Below are 16836 nucleotides of genomic sequence, written 5' to 3'. Positions count from 1 at the left end.
CCGGGCAGGGGATGGCACCACGAAGATGATCACCGACTTCTTCAATCTCGGCGACCTGATCGATCGCAGCCAGGATCAGGCCCGCACCGCGATCGTCGATCTTCGCGATCCGGCCGCGCCGCGCTCCTACACCTATGGTGAGATGGATCTTCTGTCGGGCGGCATTGCGCGCCATCTCTCGGCGCGCGGCCTGCCGCCCGGCGCAAGGGTCGCCATCGCCTCCATGAATCGGGCCGAATACATCGCCGCCTATTTCGGCATCATGCGTGCCGGTCTCGTCGCGGTGCCGGTCAATATCAAGCTTCCGGACGAGATCATCGCCTTCCTCGTCGAGGACGCCGACGTCGCTCTCGCCTTCACCGATGCGGGCTCGCGGGCACGGCTTCCCGCTGGCCTGCCGGTGATCGATTTCGATAATGCGGGCCCCGACGGCTTTGCGGCCCTGATCGAGCCCGCCGCGTTCGAGACCGTGGTGCCGCGGGAAGGCGCGCTGGCGCAAATTCTCTACACCTCCGGCTCCACCGGCCGCCCCAAGGGCGTCCTTCTTTCCCATGAAGGCCAGCTCTGGGTTCTCAAGGCCAAGGCCGTGGCGCCGGAAATGGCCGAAAGCCGGCAGATCATCGCCCAGCCGCTCTTTCACATGAACGGGCTCATCGTCACCAAATGCGCTTTCCTCGCCGGCGCGCTGCTGGTGATGATGCCTTCCTTCAAGGCGGCCGAATATACCGCCGCGATGGCGCAATATCGCGTCACCCATGTGATGGCGATTCCGACCATGTTCGCGCGCGTGGTCAAGGAACTGGAGAAGGAACCGGAGATCGACCTTTCCAGCCTCGTCCAGATCGTCCTGGCGTCGGCCCCGCTGACGCTCGCCTTGATCGACCGGGTCGAGAAAATGATCCCCAGCGCGACGGTGGCCAACAGCTTTGGCACGACCGAGGCGGGCGCCTCCGTCTTCGGTCCGCATCCGGACGGGCTGCCGACGCCGCCGCTTTCGCTCGGCCACCCGCTGCCCGGCAGCGAGGTCAAGCTCGTCGACGGCCCGGACGAGAACCACGGCACGCTGATGATGCGCAACCCGGCGGTGATGACCGGCTACAACAAGCTGCCGAAAAAGACCGCCGAGGTGATCCGCGACGGCTGGTACATCAGCGGCGACGTCATGCGGCGCGACGAGAACGGCTTCTTCTTCTTCTTTGGTCGCGCCGACGACATGTTCGTCTGCTCGGGCGAGAACATCTACCCGAACGAGGTGGAAAAGCTGCTGGAGCGCCATCCGAAGGTGCAGCAGGCGGCCGTCGTGCCGATGCCGGACGAGGAGCGCGGGCACATCCCGGTCGCCTTCATCGTGGCGGCGGCCGGCACCAGCCCGGCGGTGGAGGAGATCAAGGCGTTCTCGATCGCCAACGGCCCGGCCTACCAGCATCCGAGGCGGATCGAACTGCGCGCCGACCTGCCGCTCGCCGGCACGAACAAGATCGACCGCAACGCGCTGATGCGGCGCGCCCGCGATCTGGAGACGGCCGGCGGCTGGAGCACATGAGGCCGCGCCGGCACCGCCTTCGAAAGGAAACGAATTGACATCATCGCCTATGACCGCCGCGGACATCCAGGCCCACCTCGATGCCTCCCCCTTCATCGCCTTCCTGGGCCTGCATTGCTCCGAGCTCGATGCCGAGGCCGGCACGCTCGCCATGACCATGAAGCTGCGCCCGGAGCTGGAGCGTGCTGCGGGCACCGGGCAGTTCCACGGCGGCGCCGTCGCCTCCCTCATCGATACGGTGGGCGATTTCGCGGTGGTGATGGTGGTGCCGGGCGACGTGCCGACGATCAATTTCCGCGTCGATTATCTGCGGCCCTCGACCGGGCCGCATCTCCTCGGCACGGCGAGGGTGCGCCGCGTCGGCCGCACCGTCGGCGTCATCGACATCGACGTCACCGACGAAGCCGGACGGCTCACCGCGGTCGGTCGCGGTTGCTACGGCGTTCCGAAGGTCTGAGGCCGAAGGGCGGTTCTGCGCCCCGAAATCTGGTGTGGCGGACGGCCCTGCCGCCGCCGCCTCGTGTCGTCGGCGGCGCTCCGGGCGCGGGACGGCGCTATCCGTCGACACCGGAGCGAAACGAGAAACGGGCGAGGAGCGTGTCGCCGGTCCGGCGCGCCCGTCCCACGAAGGAGCAGGCATGAAAGCCGTGGTCATCCGTCAGCACGGAGAAATCGGAGAACTGGCCTACGAGACCTCCTGGCCCGATCCCGTGGCCGGCGAGGGCGAGGTCGTCATCGCCGTCAGTGCGTGCGCCCTCAACTACCACGATCTCTTCACCTTGCGCGGCATGCCGGGGATCAAGATCCCGATGCCGATCATCATGGGCATCGACGTCGCCGGCGAGATCGCCGAGGTCGGGCCCGGCGTCAGCGACTGGAAGGTGGGCGACCGCGTCATGGTCGATCCGCTCGATACCGAGACCGGGCGCCTTCTCGGCGAGAGGATGGACGGCGGCCTTGCCGAATACTGCAAGGTGGGCGCCCACATGCTGGTGCCGATGCCGGAAGGCGTGTCGTTTCGCGAGGCCGCGGCGTTGCCGGTCGCCTATGGCACCGCCTATCGGATGATGGTCACGCGCGGCAAGGTGGCCGCCGACGAGAAGCTGCTGGTTCTCGGCGCCTCGGGCGGCGTCGGAACCTGCTGCGTCCAGCTCGGCCGGCTCGCCGGCGCGCATGTCATCGCCGCCGCTTCCACGCCGGAAAAGCTTGCCCGGCTTGCCGAGATCGGCGCTCACGAAGGCATCGACTACAAGGCCGACGATTTCATGAAGGTCGTGCATGAGCGCCACGGCAAGCCGAGGGTCTACGGCGCCGGCGCCGGCTCGGGCGGCGTCGACGTGGTCGTCAACTTCACCGGCGGCGAAACCTGGGTGCCCTCGCTCAGGGTGGTGCGCCAGGGCGGCCGCATTCTCACATGCGGGGCGACGGCCGGTTTCGATCCGAAGACGGATCTTCGCTACATCTGGACTTTCGAGATCGATATCCGCGGCTCCAACGCCTGGGAGCGGGGCGATCTCTTCGCGCTTCTGGATCTCGTGCAGGAAAAGCGCCTCGCGCCGACGATCGACTGCGCCCTGCCGCTGAAGGAGACGCCTACGGCTTTTAGCCGCCTTGCGGAGCGCAATGTGTTCGGCAAGATCATCATTGAATCGCATCGTTGAACTGTGGCAGTCCTGCGGGATGCTCAAGTTCTGCGTGTGCGCATGACGGGCGGCGTCATCCGAATGGTCGTCGCGGAAGGCGGTTCCGATGACTGACGGGCACGAAGCGGGCGAAGGCCGTCCGGCGATGACGGCGCTCAAGACGAACGGGGCGGCGCGAAGCTCGCGCGGCCGCTCCGGTGCGGATGGGGTGCGCCAGAGCGACGAGGCGGTCGAGAAGATCCGGCGCGCCATCACCCGCTGCGAGCTGATGCCGGGCTCCATGACCTCCGAGGCCGATATCGGCAAGCGCTTCGGCCTCAAGCGGGCGGCGACGCGCACCGCGCTGGAACGGCTGGCGGTCTACGGCTTCGTCCGGCCCGTGCATCGCCGCGGCTACCAGATCAAGCCGATCACCCTGCGCGACGTGAACGATCTCTACCAGCTGCGCGAGATCGTCGAGCGCGCGGCCGTGCGCCTAGTCGCCGGCCGCATCGACGAGGCGAGCCTCAGGCGGCTCGACCAGATCTGCACGCAGAGCTACACGCCCTACGACCGCGGCAGCGAGGAACGCTTCCTCCACGCCAATTCCGCCTTCCACATGCTGGTGGCGAGCGCCACGCGCAACGAACGCCTCGCCGACACGGTGCGCTCCGTCCTGCAGGAGATGGAGCGGATCCTTCATTTCGGCCTTGCCGTGCGCAACCGCACCGAGGAGATGCGCCACGAGCACGAGGCGCTCATTGTCGCCCTGACCACGGGCGATGCCGACGCCGCCGAGCGGGCGATCTGCGACGAGCTTTCCTCCTCCAAGGCGATGGTGCTCGATGCGCTGATGTCCTCCGCCAGCCTGCTCGACGTCAATATCAGCGCCGGCTATGCCGGTTCCGGCGAGGACGAACCCTTCGAGCCCTATCCGGCGTGAGCGAGAGGCTGCTCACCCCGCCAAAGGCGAGGGCGCGACAGGGGCGGCCGTGCGCCTGCCTGACCGAGGCCCTGGCCCTGCCTCCAAGGATCTCCAATGGTAGCTGAGAACGCGCTGGGGGGCAGGATCGCCCTGGTGACGGGCGCCTCGCGCGGCATCGGCGCGGCGAGCGCCCTCGCTCTGGCGAAGGCCGGCGCGGAGGTCGTCGTCACGGCAAGGAGCCTTGAAGGTCTGGAACCGGTTTCGCAGGCGATCGCGGCCGCCGGTGGAAAGGCGAGGCCCTTTGCGCTCGACATGCGCGATGGCGCCGCGATCGCCCGCTTCGGCGAGACGGTGGAAGAGCGCTTCGGCCGGCTCGACGTTCTTGTGGCGAATGCCGGTCTTCTCGGCTCGCCCGCCAGGGCGGTGGAGATCGACCCGCAGGCCTGGAAGGACATTATCGCGGTCAACCTGACGGGCAATGTCGATCTGGTGCGCGCGCTGGGGCCGTTGCTGGCGCGCTCGGATGCGGGGCGGGCGGTGTTCGTCACCTCCGGCCTTGCCTGGCGCCGCCAGCCCGGGCTCGGCGCCTATGCGGCGAGCAAGGCCGCGCTCAACGCCTTCGTCGAGGCCTATGCGGCCGAGACGCGCGACGGGCCGCTGCGGGTCAACCTTTTCAGCCCCGGCGCGGTCCGAACCGAGCTCTATGCCAACGCCTTTCCGCAGAACGACCTTTCCGCCGCCGCAGCGCCCGAGGAGGTCGCCGAGGCGCTCCTCGCCTGCTGTCTGCCCTCGGTCGCCGAGACCGGCAAGGTGTGGGATTTCCGCTCCGGCCGGTGGATGGAGCTGATGCCTCCCGCATGAGCCGCCGGGGCGGGAAGGCCGCAGCTCGGCCGGCCGAGCTTTCAGCCCGTGCCGCCCGGCTGTTGCCGGCTCCACAGGGTGAGGAAGCTCGTCGCGGCGAGGCCTCCAAGGAGCGCCAGGCCGTAGGCGGCGGTGCTGCCCAGAAGCGGAATGCCGACCGCAAGCCCGAAGGAGAAAATCGCCAGGCTGAACGTGCCGAGCATGGCGGCATTCAGCGTGGCGATCGCCGCCACGCTTCCGGCCCGCTGGTGCACCGTGACGGATATGACGGTGAAGCCGACCGGAAAGGTGACCAGAAGGCCCGACCAGGCAGCACCGAGTTGCGCGCTCAGCACCGTGACGCCGGCGACGAGAAGGCCGGCGAGGAGGCCGCGCAGGAGGAGAGGGGCGAGGCCTCGCCCGCCTCGGGCCGAAGCGCGCACCTTTGCGAAGGCGCGCACGAGGAGGTAGGCGGCAAGGCCGCTCGCCGTGAAGACGGCCGCCCCGAGAAACGGCATCGGCGGCATGGCGGCGACGAAGGGCACGACGGTGAGCCAGGCGAGGATCGCCGCCGCCAGCGAAAGGAAAGGGCCGGCCCTTTGCGCCGCCAGGCAATAGCCGAGGAGGAAGGCCTCCGTCGCCGCCAGCGAGAAGAGCGAGGTGGCGGCCGCGTCCGCGGCGAAGGCCGCGCCGTGATCGCGGATCAGGAAGAAGAAGCCCGGCCCGATGACGATCGGAAGACCCGCGAGCGAGCCACCGATCCGTGGGCCGAAGCGCTCAATGGCAAGCGTCGCCGCGATCACGATGAGGGCCGTGGAGCCGGCTCGCACGGCCAGCTCGAAGATCATCGGATCGGGCGGCGGCAAGCTGTTACTGCGACAGGAGGGCTTCAAAGCGCTCCGCGAGCGCCAGAACCTTCCAGTCGGCCCCTGCGGGCGCGAAGATCATCGACCCTGTCGCAAGCTCCCCGATCGCGCTCATCGGCACCGTCGCCGCGCAGCCGTCAAGGAAGTTGACGCAGGAAGGGTTGCGCAGGACGAGGCCGTTGAGCCGGTCGAAATCGGCCTCGACCTCCTCGATCCCCGGTGCCAGAACCGGAACTGTCGGCGCCACGAAGGCGTCGAAATCGGAGGCGAGGGCGGCAAAGGCCTGCTGCGCCTCGGCGCGGGACCTGCGGGCGCCCTCCAGATCCTCGCTGGTGAGCGTCTCGGCAAAACGGATGCGCTTCAGGACGTGCGGATCGCCGGTTGTCTCAAGCTCGCTGAGATAGGCGCGGTGGATCTGATGCGCCTCGGAGGAGACGATCGCGCGGTTTGCCGCCGCCGCCTCCTCGATCGGCGCGAAGGTGACACCGACGAGTTCGGCGCCGGCTGCGGACAGCGCCTTGAGCGTGGCCTCGAAATCCTCCGCCACCGCCCCGTCCATGCCGTCGGTCATCACCGTGCGCATGACGCCGAGGCGCGGCCTTGCCGGCGCCTTGAGATCGGGCATCGCCTCGCCGGAGAGCACGGCATGGATCGCCGCGCAGGTTGCGATGTCGGGCGCGATCGCCCCGATGCTGTCGCAGCTCGGCGAGAGCGGAAACACGCCGTCGCGGGGCACGGACTTCTGGCTGGGCTTGAAGCCGGCGAGCCCGTTCAGCGCGGCGGGGATGCGCACCGAGCCGCCCGTATCGGTGCCGAGAGCGGCGTCGCAGAGGCCGAGCGCTACGGCGACGGCGCCGCCGGAGGTCGAGCCACCGGGGATGCGCGTCCTGTCGTGGCTGTTGCCGGGCGTGCCGAAATGCGGATTGAGGCCGACGCCGGAATAGGCGAACTCGCTCATCGAGGTGCGCCCGAAGGGCAGGGCGCCGGCCGCCCGCAGGCGCCGCACCGCCTCCGCGTCCTTGTCGGCGGGCGCGTTGGCGGCGAGCTGGCGCGAGCCGGCCGTCGTCACCTCGCCTTCAATGTCGAAAAGGTCCTTGATGGTCACGAGAAGGCCGGCGAGCGGGCCTGCCGCAAGGCTGGCATCGCCGTCGATGCGCCTGGCTTCGGCGCAGACTTTTTCTGCGTCGAAGCGCGCGAAGATGCGGCCGGCTTCCTGCGGGTCGATGTCGAGCAGCTGCCCGATCGCCTCCCTCGCCTGATCGATGGCGCGAAAGCGCAATCTGCCGCCGGCGCGTCGGAGTGGTGAAATGTCTGGCAAGCGAATCCCTCAGGCAATGACGGGCAGGAAACGGCTTTCGTACGCGTGCTCGATCGTGCGGCCAAGGACCGGATCGTGCATGCGCATGGCGAAATGCCGGGCGGGGCGCACGCCGCCGGAAAGGACGCCGAGCGTGCCGCACATGAGCGCCGTGCCGGCCGCAAGCCGCCCGGGGCCGGCGGCGAAGGGAGAGGCCGCGGCGAGCTCGGCGAGCGGGCGGAGCTGTGCGAGCGTCCCGTCCTGGTAGGGCACCCAATCGGCGCCGGCTTCCTCGCGGATGAAGGATTGCAGCCCGATCCGGTCGAGATGGCCGGCGACCTCCGCAAAGGCCCAGGCATCGCCTGAGACGGGCTTGGCGCAGATCTGCTTGGACAGCGCCACGGAATGCGTCTCCAGCTTGCGGTCGGTATGGTCGGAGCCGAGCGCGAGATAGAGCGCCTGGCCATCGTCGAAGAGCACCGGCTCGACTTCGCCGGAAGACGTCTCGCCGACGAGCTCGATTGCCGGATCGGCGGTGAAGAGGGCGGCGCTGACGCGGTAGAAGAGGGGCACGGTGGAAGGCGGCGGCACGCCGATCGCCTGCAGCTCGGCGATATGGTGGTCGACCGCGGCCCGGTCGCGGCCAGTCCAGCCGGCGACGACGGCGTTCTGCAGGCAAAGGCGCACATGGCCCTCGCCCGGGAGACGGAATGTGAGGTCGGTGGTCAAGTCGGATCCGTTCGGCTGGAAAAAAGGGGCCCTCAAAGCCCGTTTGCGAGGAAGAGGGCGATGTCGGGCACAAGGACGAGCGCGACGACCATGGCGAGCATCGTCAGGACATAGGGGATGACGCCGAGCATCACCTCGCTGAGCGATCCCTTCGAGCGCGCGCCCTGCACCACATAGAGGTTGAGGCCCACGGGCGGCGTGATCAGCGCCATCTCGATGAGGACGATCATCAGGACGCCGAACCAGACCTTGTCGAAGCCGAGATCGGCGATGATCGGCACGACGATCGGGATCGTCGCGATCATCAGCGACAACGTCTCGATGAAGAAGCCGAGGACGATGTAGAGGAGGATGACGACGAGAAGCGTGCCATAGGCGCCGAGCCCGAGGTTTTCCAGAAGCTCCGTCAGCTGGCGGCCGAGGCCGGCCGCCGCCAGCGTGTAGTTGAGGAAATACGCGCCGACGATGACGAACATGATCATCGCCGTGGTGCGGATCGTGCCGAGCAGCGCCTCCACGACCATGGAGGGCGTGACCGCGCGGTGGAAGGCGGCGATGACGAAGGCCATGGCGACGCCGACCGCGGCCGCCTCCGTCGGCGTCGCCCAGCCGCGATAGATCGAGCCGACGATAACGCCGAAGAGGAGCGCGATCGGGATGAGATGCGGCAGGCCCGCCATCCGCTCGCCCCAGGTGAAGGAGCGCGACTGGCCGCCGAGGCCCGGCCGCACCTTGCAGATGAGGGCGGTGACGGCCATGAAGCCGATTGCCATCAGGACGCCCGGCACGAGGCCGGCGAGGAAGAGCCGCGGCACGGAGGTTTCCGTCAGGAAGCCGTAGACGATGAGGTTGATGGAGGGCGGGATCAGGATGCCGAGCGTGCCGCCCGCCGCGATCGAGCCGGCAAAGAGCTTCGGATCGTAGCCGAGGCGGTCGGCCTGCGGCATCGCGACGGTAGCGACCGTGGCAGCCGTGGCGACGGAGGAGCCGGAAGTGGCGGAAAACAGGGTCGCTGTGCCGATATTGGCATGGATGAGCCCGCCCGGCAGCCAGGAGAACCAGGCGTCGAGCGCCGCATAGGTGCGCTTGGCGATGCCGGCCCGCACCAGGATCTCTCCGAGAAGGACGAAGAAGGGAATGGCGATGAGCAGGAAGCTGTCGGAGGAGGAATAGACGACCTGGCCGAGGCCGCGGATCAGCGGAAAGGCCGAATAGAAGGTGTCGATGCCGATCCCGAGGAGGAAGAGCACGACGCCGACCGGCAGCGACAGCGCCAGAAGGCCGAGAAGGCCGATGCCGACGGACCAGATCATGTGCCGGCGCTTTCGGTGCTGCTGCCGGCGATCTCGTCGATCCCCGTCCAGTCGCGCTTCACGGCGAGCGCGAGGACGCAGGCGAGGAGCAGCACGGAGACGATCGCCAGCCACACCCAGCCCGCGAACCAGATCGATTGCGGGATCCACAGTGGGGTGGCGAGCGGCGTATTGGCGTGGGAATCGCGCGCCAGCGTTTTGGCGAGCACGTCCCAGGCGTAGAAGGAGACGAGGGCGGCGATCGCCGAGATGCCGGCGAGCGCGAAGATGTCGAAGATGGCGGCCCCCGCCTTGGGGAGCCGCGCCTGGATGAGGTCGATGCGCACATGCGCCCGTTCCGAGAGGGCAAAGGCGAAGCCCCATGTGGCGACGCCGGCCATGACGTAGCCGGAGATCTCGTCCGATCCGCCGATGCTGCCGACCGAAGTCTGCCGCAGCACGATCTCCAGGAGGATGAGCGCGACCGTCAGCAGCAGGGCGATGCCTGCCACGATCGCGATCATCCGGTTGACCTGGCCGAGCGCCCCGGCGATCCGGACGGGAAGCGGCGTTGCGGGTACGGTCGGCGTCACGAGCGCGCCGCCTTGCCGGCTATTTCGCCGAGACGGTGATGCCGGCGGCCTTGCCGACGCTCTCGTTCCAGCGCTTGGCCCAATCCGCGCCGGCGCGCGAGGCCCAGTCCGGCAGGACCTTGTCGACGAGCACCTGCTTGGCGAGCTTCTGGTCGTCTTCGGTCGGCTCCACCAGCGTCATGGAGGCCGACTTGCCGGCCTCGCATTCGCCCGAGCCCGTCAGGCAGGCGATGTCGCGATCGAGCGCGTCGGCCGCCTGCTCCCATGCGGGCTCTTCGAACTTCGTGGAGATTTCCTCCTTCAGGAAGGACTGCGTCTCGGGCGAGAGGCTTTCCCACTTGTCGAGGTTCATGGCGGTCACGACCGGATCCCAGCCGCCGAGCGGCAGGGTGAGGAGATGGGTGGAGGATTCCCACCAGCCGGCGCTGTAGCCGGAGCCGGCGCCCGTCACGGCGCAGTCGATGACGCCGCGCTCCAGCGCGCCCGGCACCTCGGAGAAGGACATGGTGATGCCCTCGGCGCCGAGCTCTTCGAGGAAGATCGCGGTCATGCGGCCGGAGGCGCGGATCTTCTTGCCCTTGAGGTCGGCAAGCCCGTTCACCGCGCCGTTGCAGAAGACGACCTGCGGCGGGTAGGGGGCGATGGCCAGAAGGTGCGAATTGAAGCGGTCGTGCATGATGTCGGCTACCATCGGGCGCGCCGCCTCGACGATCTCGCGCGCCTTGGCGGCATCCGTGGCGATCAGCGGCACATCGAGGCCTTCCAGCTCCGGCGCGTCGCCGACCGTGTAGTCGGCCACCGTCATGCCGACGTCGAAGACGCCGTCGCCGAGCAGGCGATAGACGTCGGCGCCCTTGATGCCCATCTGGTCGAAGGTGGTCATTTCCACGGTAATGGCACCGCCGGAATCTTCCGGCAGCGTCTCGGTCCAGAAGGGCTGTTCGTATTTCTGGTAGAGCGGCAGGCTGCTCCAGCTGCCGACGACGGAGAGCGTCGTCTCCGGCAGCTTGTCCTGCGCCATGGCGGGGAGCGCCAGGCTGGCGAGCGCGGTCGAGATCGTCAGACTTGCGAGGATGGCTTTCATGTCTCGGCTCCGTTCGTTGTGGTTTCGGCTCGGGTCTTGGCCCGGGTTCTGGTGGCGGCTCACGAACCCCTCTCCGCCAGAAGGTCGGTGACCAGCATGTGGCCGGGCTCATGGGTGATGGCGATGTCCGGGCGCGCGCCGCGGATCGCCATCTGTGGCGTCACCCCGCAGGCCCAGAAGACCGGCACTTCCCCTTCGGCAAGGTCGGGCGGATCGCCGAAATCGGGCGCGGCGAGATCGGCGATGCCGATCGCCTGCGGATCGCCGAAATGCAGCGGCGCCCCATGCGCCAGAGGCTGGCGATCGGAAAGCACCATGGCGCGGATCGCCTCCGCCGGCCGGAAGGCCCGCATGGAGACGACCGTCGGCCCGCCGAAGGGGCCCGCCGCGGCGGTCTCGATATTGGTGACGTACATCGGCACGTTGGTGCCGGCCGAGATGTGCGGCACGCGGATGCCGGCCCGCACCAGCGCGTCCTCGAACGAGAACGAGCAGCCGATGACGAAGGTGACGAGATCATCGCGCCAGATGTCGCGAAGGTCTTCCGGCTTCGCCTTGAGCTCGCCCTTCTCGAAGACGCGGTAGCGCGAAACGTCTGTGCGGATGTCGATGTCCTCGCCGAGCCGCGGCAGCATCGGCTCGCCGGCCTCGCCGACGGCCAGGAGCGGGCAGGGCTTCGGATTGAGAACGCAGAACCGGAGGAAATCGCCGGCGAGGGCGGCCGGCAGGATGGCGAGGTTGCCCTGCAGATATCCCGGCGCCTGACCGCTCGTCTGGCCCTTGAACGTGCCGGCCCGGATACGGGCGCGCAGTTCGCGCGGCATCATCGGAACGGGACGGGTCGGGCTCGCGGTCATTTATTGTGCAACTTCAGGGCCTGCGCATGATCTCGGCAGGAAAATGATCGACTCCCTGATTGAAGCCGTCAACCGATCAAATTTTGATCGTTTTGATCTCTATATGAGATCGTCGGTGGCTTGCACGGCATGTTCGGCCGCGGCTCTAAGTCCCTCTGCCAAAAGGGGATCGAGCGTATCCATATGGGTGAAGACGAAGCGCAGCGGTCGGGGCTTTGCCGCCTCGGCCGTTTCGAGCCGCCGGATCCGGCCGGCCCGCATCTCCGCCTCCACCATCTTCACTGGCAGGACGCCGATGCCGAAGCTGGTCTGCACCAGATGGATCGCCGCCGAGAGCGAGGCGCAGCCGTGCAGCAGCGGCGCCGCGCGCAGATGCGCGTCGGCGAAGACAGCCTCCACCTCGCGGTAGGGGATCGTGCCTTTGGGAAAGGTGATGATGGGAAAGCCGGCGAGCTCCTCCACCGAGAGTTGCTGGTCGGCGAGCGGCATGCTGGTGGAAGCGAACCAGTCGATCGCCGTGCCGTAGATGAAGTGGCCGGTGGCGCGCGCCGGCACCAGCGGCTCCATCATCACGGCGACGTCGAGCTCGTCCTCCAGGAGCTTGGCCGCCAGGGTCGGCGAGGTATCGACGGCAAGCTCGATCCGCAGGCCCGGATAGCGCTCGCGGATCAGCGTCATCATGCGCGGCAGCCAGGTATGGACGATGGTTTCGGCGACCCCGATGCGGATCGTGCCGGCAAAGCCCGTCTCCTGCGACAGGCTGCCGAGGATGCGCTCGCGCATCTCCAGGAGTCCCGCCGTCTGGTCGAGGAAGGTGCGGCCGGCGGGCGTTAGGCCGCCGCGCCGCTTGCGCCGGTCGAAGAGTTCGACGCCGAGCCGTTCTTCGAGCGCCGCGACCCGCGCCGAGACGGCCGATTGCGACTGGCGGATCTGTGCGGCCGCGGCGCGGAAGCCGCCGTGCCGCACGATCAGGCGCACGATTTCCACATCCTTGAGGTCGAACATCGCGGCGCCCTAGCGCTTGGCCTGCAGCCGCATGGAGCGGCGGCGCAGGAGTTCGGCGGAGACGAGGAGCAGGATCGCCAGCGCGATCATGATCGTCGCCGCCGCCGCGATGGTGGGCGAGATGTTTTCCCGGATGCCGGAGAACATTTCGCGCGGCAGGGTGCGCTGGTTCGGCCCACCGATGAGGAGAACGGTGATGACTTCCTCCAGCGAGACGGAAAAGGCGAAGAGGCCGCCGAAGATGACGCCCGGCGCGATCAGCGGAAAGACGATGGACCGGGCCACCCGGATGGGCGAGGCGCCGAGGCCGAGCCCGGCGCGGATCAGCGTGCGGTCGAAGCCGGAGAGCGTGGCGCTGACGGTGATCACCACGAAGGGCGTGCCTAGCACGGCATGGGCGAGGATGAGGCCGGCAAAGCTCGCGGTCAGATTCCAGGGCGCGAAATAGAAATAGAGGCCGACGGAATAGATGACGATCGGCACGATCATCGGCGCGAGCAGGAAGGCTCCGATGAAGCGTTTGCCCGGAAACTCGGCGAGCCACAGCCCGATCGCCGCCAGCGCCCCGAGGAAGGAGGCGAGGAAGGCCGCCGCCACGCCGATGATCAGGCTGTTGCGGATGGAGAACATCCAGGTGCCGGAGAAGAAGAAATCCTCGTACCACCTGAGCGAAAGGCCGCGCAGCGGATAGGTGAGGAACTGGCCGCCGTTGAAGGAGAGGGGGACGATCGCAAGGATAGGCGCCACCAGGAAGACGAAGCCGGCGATCGACACGACGTAGAGGACGACCCGCCAGGCCTTTTCGGTGGTGGTGACGGCGCCGCTCACATCACCCCCCGGATGCCGCCGACGAGGCGCGTATAGATCGTATAGAGGACGAGCGTCGCCGCCAGCAGACCCGCGCCGAGCGCCGCCGCCAGGCCCCAGTTCACCGTGTCGGTGGTGTAGAACGCGATGTAGTAGGAGACCATCTGGTCGGCCGCTCCGCCGACGAGCGCCGGGGTGATGTAGTAGCCGACGGCGATGATGAAGACGAGGATCGAGCCGGCGGCGATGCCCGGCATGATCTGCGGGATGTAGACCCGGCGGAAGGCGGTGAAGGGCGGGGCGCCGAGCGAGCGCGCCGCGCGCATGTATTCCGGCGGCACCGTGCGCATCACCGCATAGAGCGGCAGGATCATGAAGGGCAGCAGCACATGCGTCATGGCGATGATGACGCCGGCGCGGTTGTAGACGAGGCGAACCGGCCCGTCGGTCAGGTGGAGAAGCTGCAGGATCTGGTTGACCAGCCCGTGTTCCTGCAGAACGACGACCCAGGCTGCGGTGCGCACCAGAAGCGGCGTCCAGAACGGCAGGAGCACCAGGATCATCAGGATGTTCGCCTTGTTCTCCGGCAGGCCGGAAAGCAGGAAGGCGATCGGAAAGCCGATGGCGAGGCACAGGAGCGTCACCGTCAGGGCGATGACGAAGGTGCGCCCGTAGATGGTGAGATAGATGGCCCGATCGGGCGAGACGGGCACGATGTTGTCGTGGGCGTCGCGCTGCCGGTCGATGGTTTGCAGCAGGAAGAATCCGGTGAAGGGGCCCGAAGCGCCTCGGATCGCCGCCCAGGTGTCCGGCTTGCCCCAGCCCGGCTCGATCTCGAGGATCGCCGCGCGCCAGGAAGCCGGCGCGCCATCGAGCCGCGAGAGCTTTCGCGCCGTCGTCATGACGAGCGAGCGGGCGCCGGAAAGGTCGTAGTTGAGCCGCCGGGCGACGCCGGCGACGCTCTTTGCCTCGTAGGAGCTGACAAGCTCCGGCCCGAGCGCGGCAAAGACGCTTTCGTCCGGCACGCCCTCGCTCTTTGCCCAGTCGAATGCCTTCACGGCCGCGGCCGTCTCCGGCCAGGCCTCCATCAGATCCGTGTCGACGAAGCTGCGCTCCAGCATGCCGGCGATCGGCGCCACGAAGAAGAGGAGGATGAAGACGATGAGCGGCAGGACGAGGGCGAAGGCGCGCAGTTTCTTGCGGCGCTCCGCGCGGGCGAGGCTGCGCTTCAGGGACCGCGCGCCGCGCGGTCCCTCCACAAGGGTTGGGGTCATGGAAGACCCTAGTTGGTCGCGGCCCAGCGCCCCCAGCGCTCCGTCAGCTTGTCGATGTTCTCGATCCAGAAGGTGTCGGAGATCTGCAGGGCGTTCTTCATGTTCTCGTCCGCCGTCGGCAGGTCGGCAAGACGGTCGGCCGGGATCATCGGATTGGCCTTCTTGTTGGTGACGCCGTAGGCGATGGCGACCGGCAGCTTCGCCTGGTTTTCCGCCTCGCCGACGAAGTTCAGGAACTTGTAGGCCGCGTCGAGATCCTTCGAGCCGGCCAGGATCACCCAGGAATCGAGGGTGAAGAGGCTTTCGTTCCAGACGATGCCGAAGTTGCGCCCGTCGCTCTTGTTGGCCGCGTCGATGCGCCCGTTGTAGACGGAGGTGAGTGCCACCTCGCCGGAGGCCAGAAGCTGGGGCGGCTGCGCGCCCGCTTCCCAGAAGACGAGATCCGACTTGATCGTATCGAGCTTCTTGAAGGCCCGCTCGATGCCTTCGTCGGTGGAAAGCACGTCGTAGACTTCGCCGGGCTCCACCCCGTCGGCCATCAGCGCGATTTCCAGGTTGGTCTTCGGCCCGTTCCGGAGGGCGCGTTTGCCCGGGATTTTTTCAAGGTCGAAGAAATCGGCCCAGCCGCTGGGCGCCTCAGAGATCTTGTCCTTGTCGTAGCCGAGAACGAAATTGTAGACGATCGCGCCCACGCCGCAGGGGCTCACGGCCGCATCGATGTAGCTGTCCTTGCCGCCGATCTTGTCCCAGTCGAGCTCCTCGAAGAGACCCTCGTCGCAGCCGAGCTGCAGCTCTTCCGATTCCACCTGCACGACGTCCCAGGTGGCATTGCCGCCCTCGACCTGTGCGCGCAGGACGCCGATGCCGCCGTCCCAGCTCTCCTCGACGAGGTCGACGCCGGTCGCCTTCTCGAAAGGCTCGAAATAGACCTTGCGCTGGGCGTCCTGATAGGCGCCGCCCCACGAGGTCACGGCAACCTGCTCGGCCGACGCGATGCCGGTTCCGGCCAAGAACAAAGCGCTGAGCGCTGCAAGGAGCTTCGTGCGCTGCCTCATCATCCCCTCCACTCACCAATAGTATGATGCTGCGGAGCGCTTTTTTGCCCCCGCGGCGGCGATGGTCGCCGAGAGCCATCGTCTGCGCAATGGGTTTGATGCGGGATCTTCGGGCCCTGCAACCTGTGCGTGGCGGTAAGCTGTCGCGCCCGCGCCGCCCGCCGTTCACGGACCTTGCCGACGGCACGCGCTGCGGTTCAGGCCGCATCCGCTTTCGGCTATGTTTCACCTCGCACGCACTGCGAGCGGCTGCCCGGGGAATGGAAGATGCTGACATCCGCCGATCTTGAGACCGCCCTCGGTTCGCTGCTCCTTTCAGCGGCGCCGCGGGAGGTCGCCGAGGCGATCCTGGAGCGGTCTTCCGTGCGCAGCTGCGAGCGCGGCGCGAGCCTCTTCACCGAGGGCGAGCCGGCCGAGCACATCCACATCGTCCTTGCCGGCTGGGTGAAGCTCTTCCGCGTCACCCGAAGCGGCGCGGAGGCGGTGGTCGCCGTCTTCACCCGTGGCGGCAGCTTCGGCGAGGCCCCGGCCTTCCAGGGTGAGCCCTATCCCGTCTCGGGCGAGGCGGTGACCGACTGCCGGCTGCTGGCGGTGCGCGCGGGCCTCCTCGCGCGGATGGTGGACGAGCATCCCGAGCTCGGCCGCGCCATGCTGGCGGCGACCTATCGGCACCTCCATACGCTGGTCGCCCAGATCGAGCAGCTCAAGGCCCAGACCGGACCGCAGCGCGTGGCCGAGTTCCTGCTGGAGCTCTGTCCCGCCGGGGAGGGGGCCTGCGTCGTCACTCTGCCCTATGAGAAGACGCTGATCGCCGGCCGCCTCGGCATGCAGCCGGAGAGCCTGTCGCGCGCCTTCGCTCGGTTGCGCGAGGCCGGCGTCACGATCAGCCAGGATCACGCCGCCATTGCCCGGGTCGACCTGCTCCGCGCCTATGTGGAAGGCGACCGCGCTCTGCGCCTCGGACAGGCCGAATAGGCGAGGGGACCGGGAAGCCTCGCCGAGGGCGGGCGCGCCCGCGGAAAACACTCGCTGTAAGCGATTGATATC

General features: G+C 68.0%; 17 protein-coding genes. 6 read left to right on the top strand and 11 right to left on the bottom strand.

Annotated features, from left to right (window positions below; translation table 11 throughout):
* Positions 1-25 precede the first annotated feature (25 nt).
* The 5 genes from CLD20_RS13875 (at position 26) to CLD20_RS13855 (ending at position 4951) form a co-directional block, all read left to right on the top strand.
* On the top strand, positions 26-1543 hold the full coding sequence (locus tag CLD20_RS13875; RefSeq protein WP_224407251.1) for a class I adenylate-forming enzyme family protein: 1518 nt from the start codon (positions 26-28) through the stop codon (positions 1541-1543).
* A 34-nt stretch (positions 1544-1577) separates the two neighbouring features.
* Positions 1578-2000: a PaaI family thioesterase gene (locus tag CLD20_RS13870; RefSeq protein WP_224407250.1), complete on the top strand. Its 423-nt coding sequence runs from the start codon at positions 1578-1580 to the stop codon at positions 1998-2000.
* 181 nt (positions 2001-2181) lie between these two features.
* A complete protein-coding gene (locus CLD20_RS13865) occupies positions 2182-3204 on the top strand; it encodes a zinc-binding dehydrogenase (protein WP_224407249.1) in 1023 nt (340 codons plus the stop codon).
* Between the two features lie 88 nt (positions 3205-3292).
* The gene (locus CLD20_RS13860) at positions 3293-4108 is read left to right on the top strand and encodes a GntR family transcriptional regulator (protein ID WP_224407248.1); all 816 of its coding nucleotides are present in this window, start codon (positions 3293-3295) and stop codon (positions 4106-4108) included.
* 96 nt (positions 4109-4204) lie between these two features.
* Positions 4205-4951 (top strand): SDR family oxidoreductase, encoded by a 747-nt coding sequence (locus CLD20_RS13855; RefSeq protein WP_224407247.1) that lies wholly within the window; start codon positions 4205-4207, stop codon positions 4949-4951.
* Positions 4952-4992: 41 nt separating this feature from the next.
* Here CLD20_RS13855 and CLD20_RS13850 read toward each other — a convergent pair whose 3' ends face one another.
* The 11 genes from CLD20_RS13850 to CLD20_RS13800 all read right to left on the bottom strand — a co-directional run bounded on the left by CLD20_RS13850 (position 4993) and on the right by CLD20_RS13800 (position 15792).
* Entirely contained in the window at positions 4993-5796 is an 804-nt protein-coding gene (locus CLD20_RS13850; protein WP_224407246.1) for a hypothetical protein, read from the bottom strand.
* Between the two features lie 4 nt (positions 5797-5800).
* On the bottom strand, positions 5801-7075 hold the full coding sequence (locus CLD20_RS13845; RefSeq protein ID WP_224407245.1) for an amidase family protein: 1275 nt from the start codon (positions 7073-7075) through the stop codon (positions 5801-5803).
* Positions 7076-7123: 48 nt separating this feature from the next.
* On the bottom strand, positions 7124-7822 hold the full coding sequence (locus tag CLD20_RS13840) for a DUF2848 domain-containing protein (RefSeq protein WP_224407244.1): 699 nt from the start codon (positions 7820-7822) through the stop codon (positions 7124-7126).
* 32 nt (positions 7823-7854) lie between these two features.
* Positions 7855-9135 carry a TRAP transporter large permease gene (locus CLD20_RS13835; protein ID WP_224407243.1) on the bottom strand — a complete coding sequence of 427 codons (1281 nt, stop codon included), beginning with the start codon at positions 9133-9135 and terminating at the stop codon, positions 7855-7857.
* Positions 9132-9707, bottom strand: coding sequence for a TRAP transporter small permease (locus CLD20_RS13830; RefSeq protein WP_224407242.1), 576 nt, complete (start codon positions 9705-9707; stop codon positions 9132-9134). Before CLD20_RS13830 ends, CLD20_RS13835 begins: the two co-directional genes overlap by 4 nt.
* Before the next feature lie 19 nt (positions 9708-9726).
* Positions 9727-10791: a TRAP transporter substrate-binding protein gene (locus CLD20_RS13825; RefSeq protein ID WP_224407241.1), complete on the bottom strand. Its 1065-nt coding sequence runs from the start codon at positions 10789-10791 to the stop codon at positions 9727-9729.
* A gap of 59 nt (positions 10792-10850) precedes the next feature.
* Positions 10851-11648 (bottom strand): putative hydro-lyase, encoded by a 798-nt coding sequence (locus CLD20_RS13820; protein ID WP_370636899.1) that lies wholly within the window; start codon positions 11646-11648, stop codon positions 10851-10853.
* A 99-nt stretch (positions 11649-11747) separates the two neighbouring features.
* Entirely contained in the window at positions 11748-12653 is a 906-nt protein-coding gene (locus CLD20_RS13815) for a LysR family transcriptional regulator (protein WP_224407240.1), read from the bottom strand.
* 9 nt (positions 12654-12662) lie between these two features.
* Positions 12663-13481 (bottom strand): ABC transporter permease, encoded by an 819-nt coding sequence (locus CLD20_RS13810; protein WP_224407239.1) that lies wholly within the window; start codon positions 13479-13481, stop codon positions 12663-12665.
* Positions 13478-14734, bottom strand: coding sequence for an ABC transporter permease (locus tag CLD20_RS13805; protein ID WP_224407238.1), 1257 nt, complete (start codon positions 14732-14734; stop codon positions 13478-13480). The genes CLD20_RS13810 and CLD20_RS13805 overlap by 4 nt, the downstream gene beginning before the upstream one ends.
* A gap of 8 nt (positions 14735-14742) precedes the next feature.
* A complete protein-coding gene (locus tag CLD20_RS13800) occupies positions 14743-15792 on the bottom strand; it encodes an ABC transporter substrate-binding protein (protein WP_370636897.1) in 1050 nt (349 codons plus the stop codon).
* 264 nt (positions 15793-16056) lie between these two features.
* Between CLD20_RS13800 and CLD20_RS13795 the strand changes: the two genes are divergently transcribed.
* A complete protein-coding gene (locus CLD20_RS13795) occupies positions 16057-16764 on the top strand; it encodes a Crp/Fnr family transcriptional regulator (protein WP_224407236.1) in 708 nt (235 codons plus the stop codon).
* Positions 16765-16836: the final 72 nt, after the last annotated feature.

The organism is Afifella sp. IM 167 (assembly GCF_020144925.1).
Lineage (GTDB): Bacteria > Pseudomonadota > Alphaproteobacteria > Rhizobiales > Afifellaceae > Afifella.
This window is presented reverse-complemented; position numbering and strand designations above follow the sequence as displayed.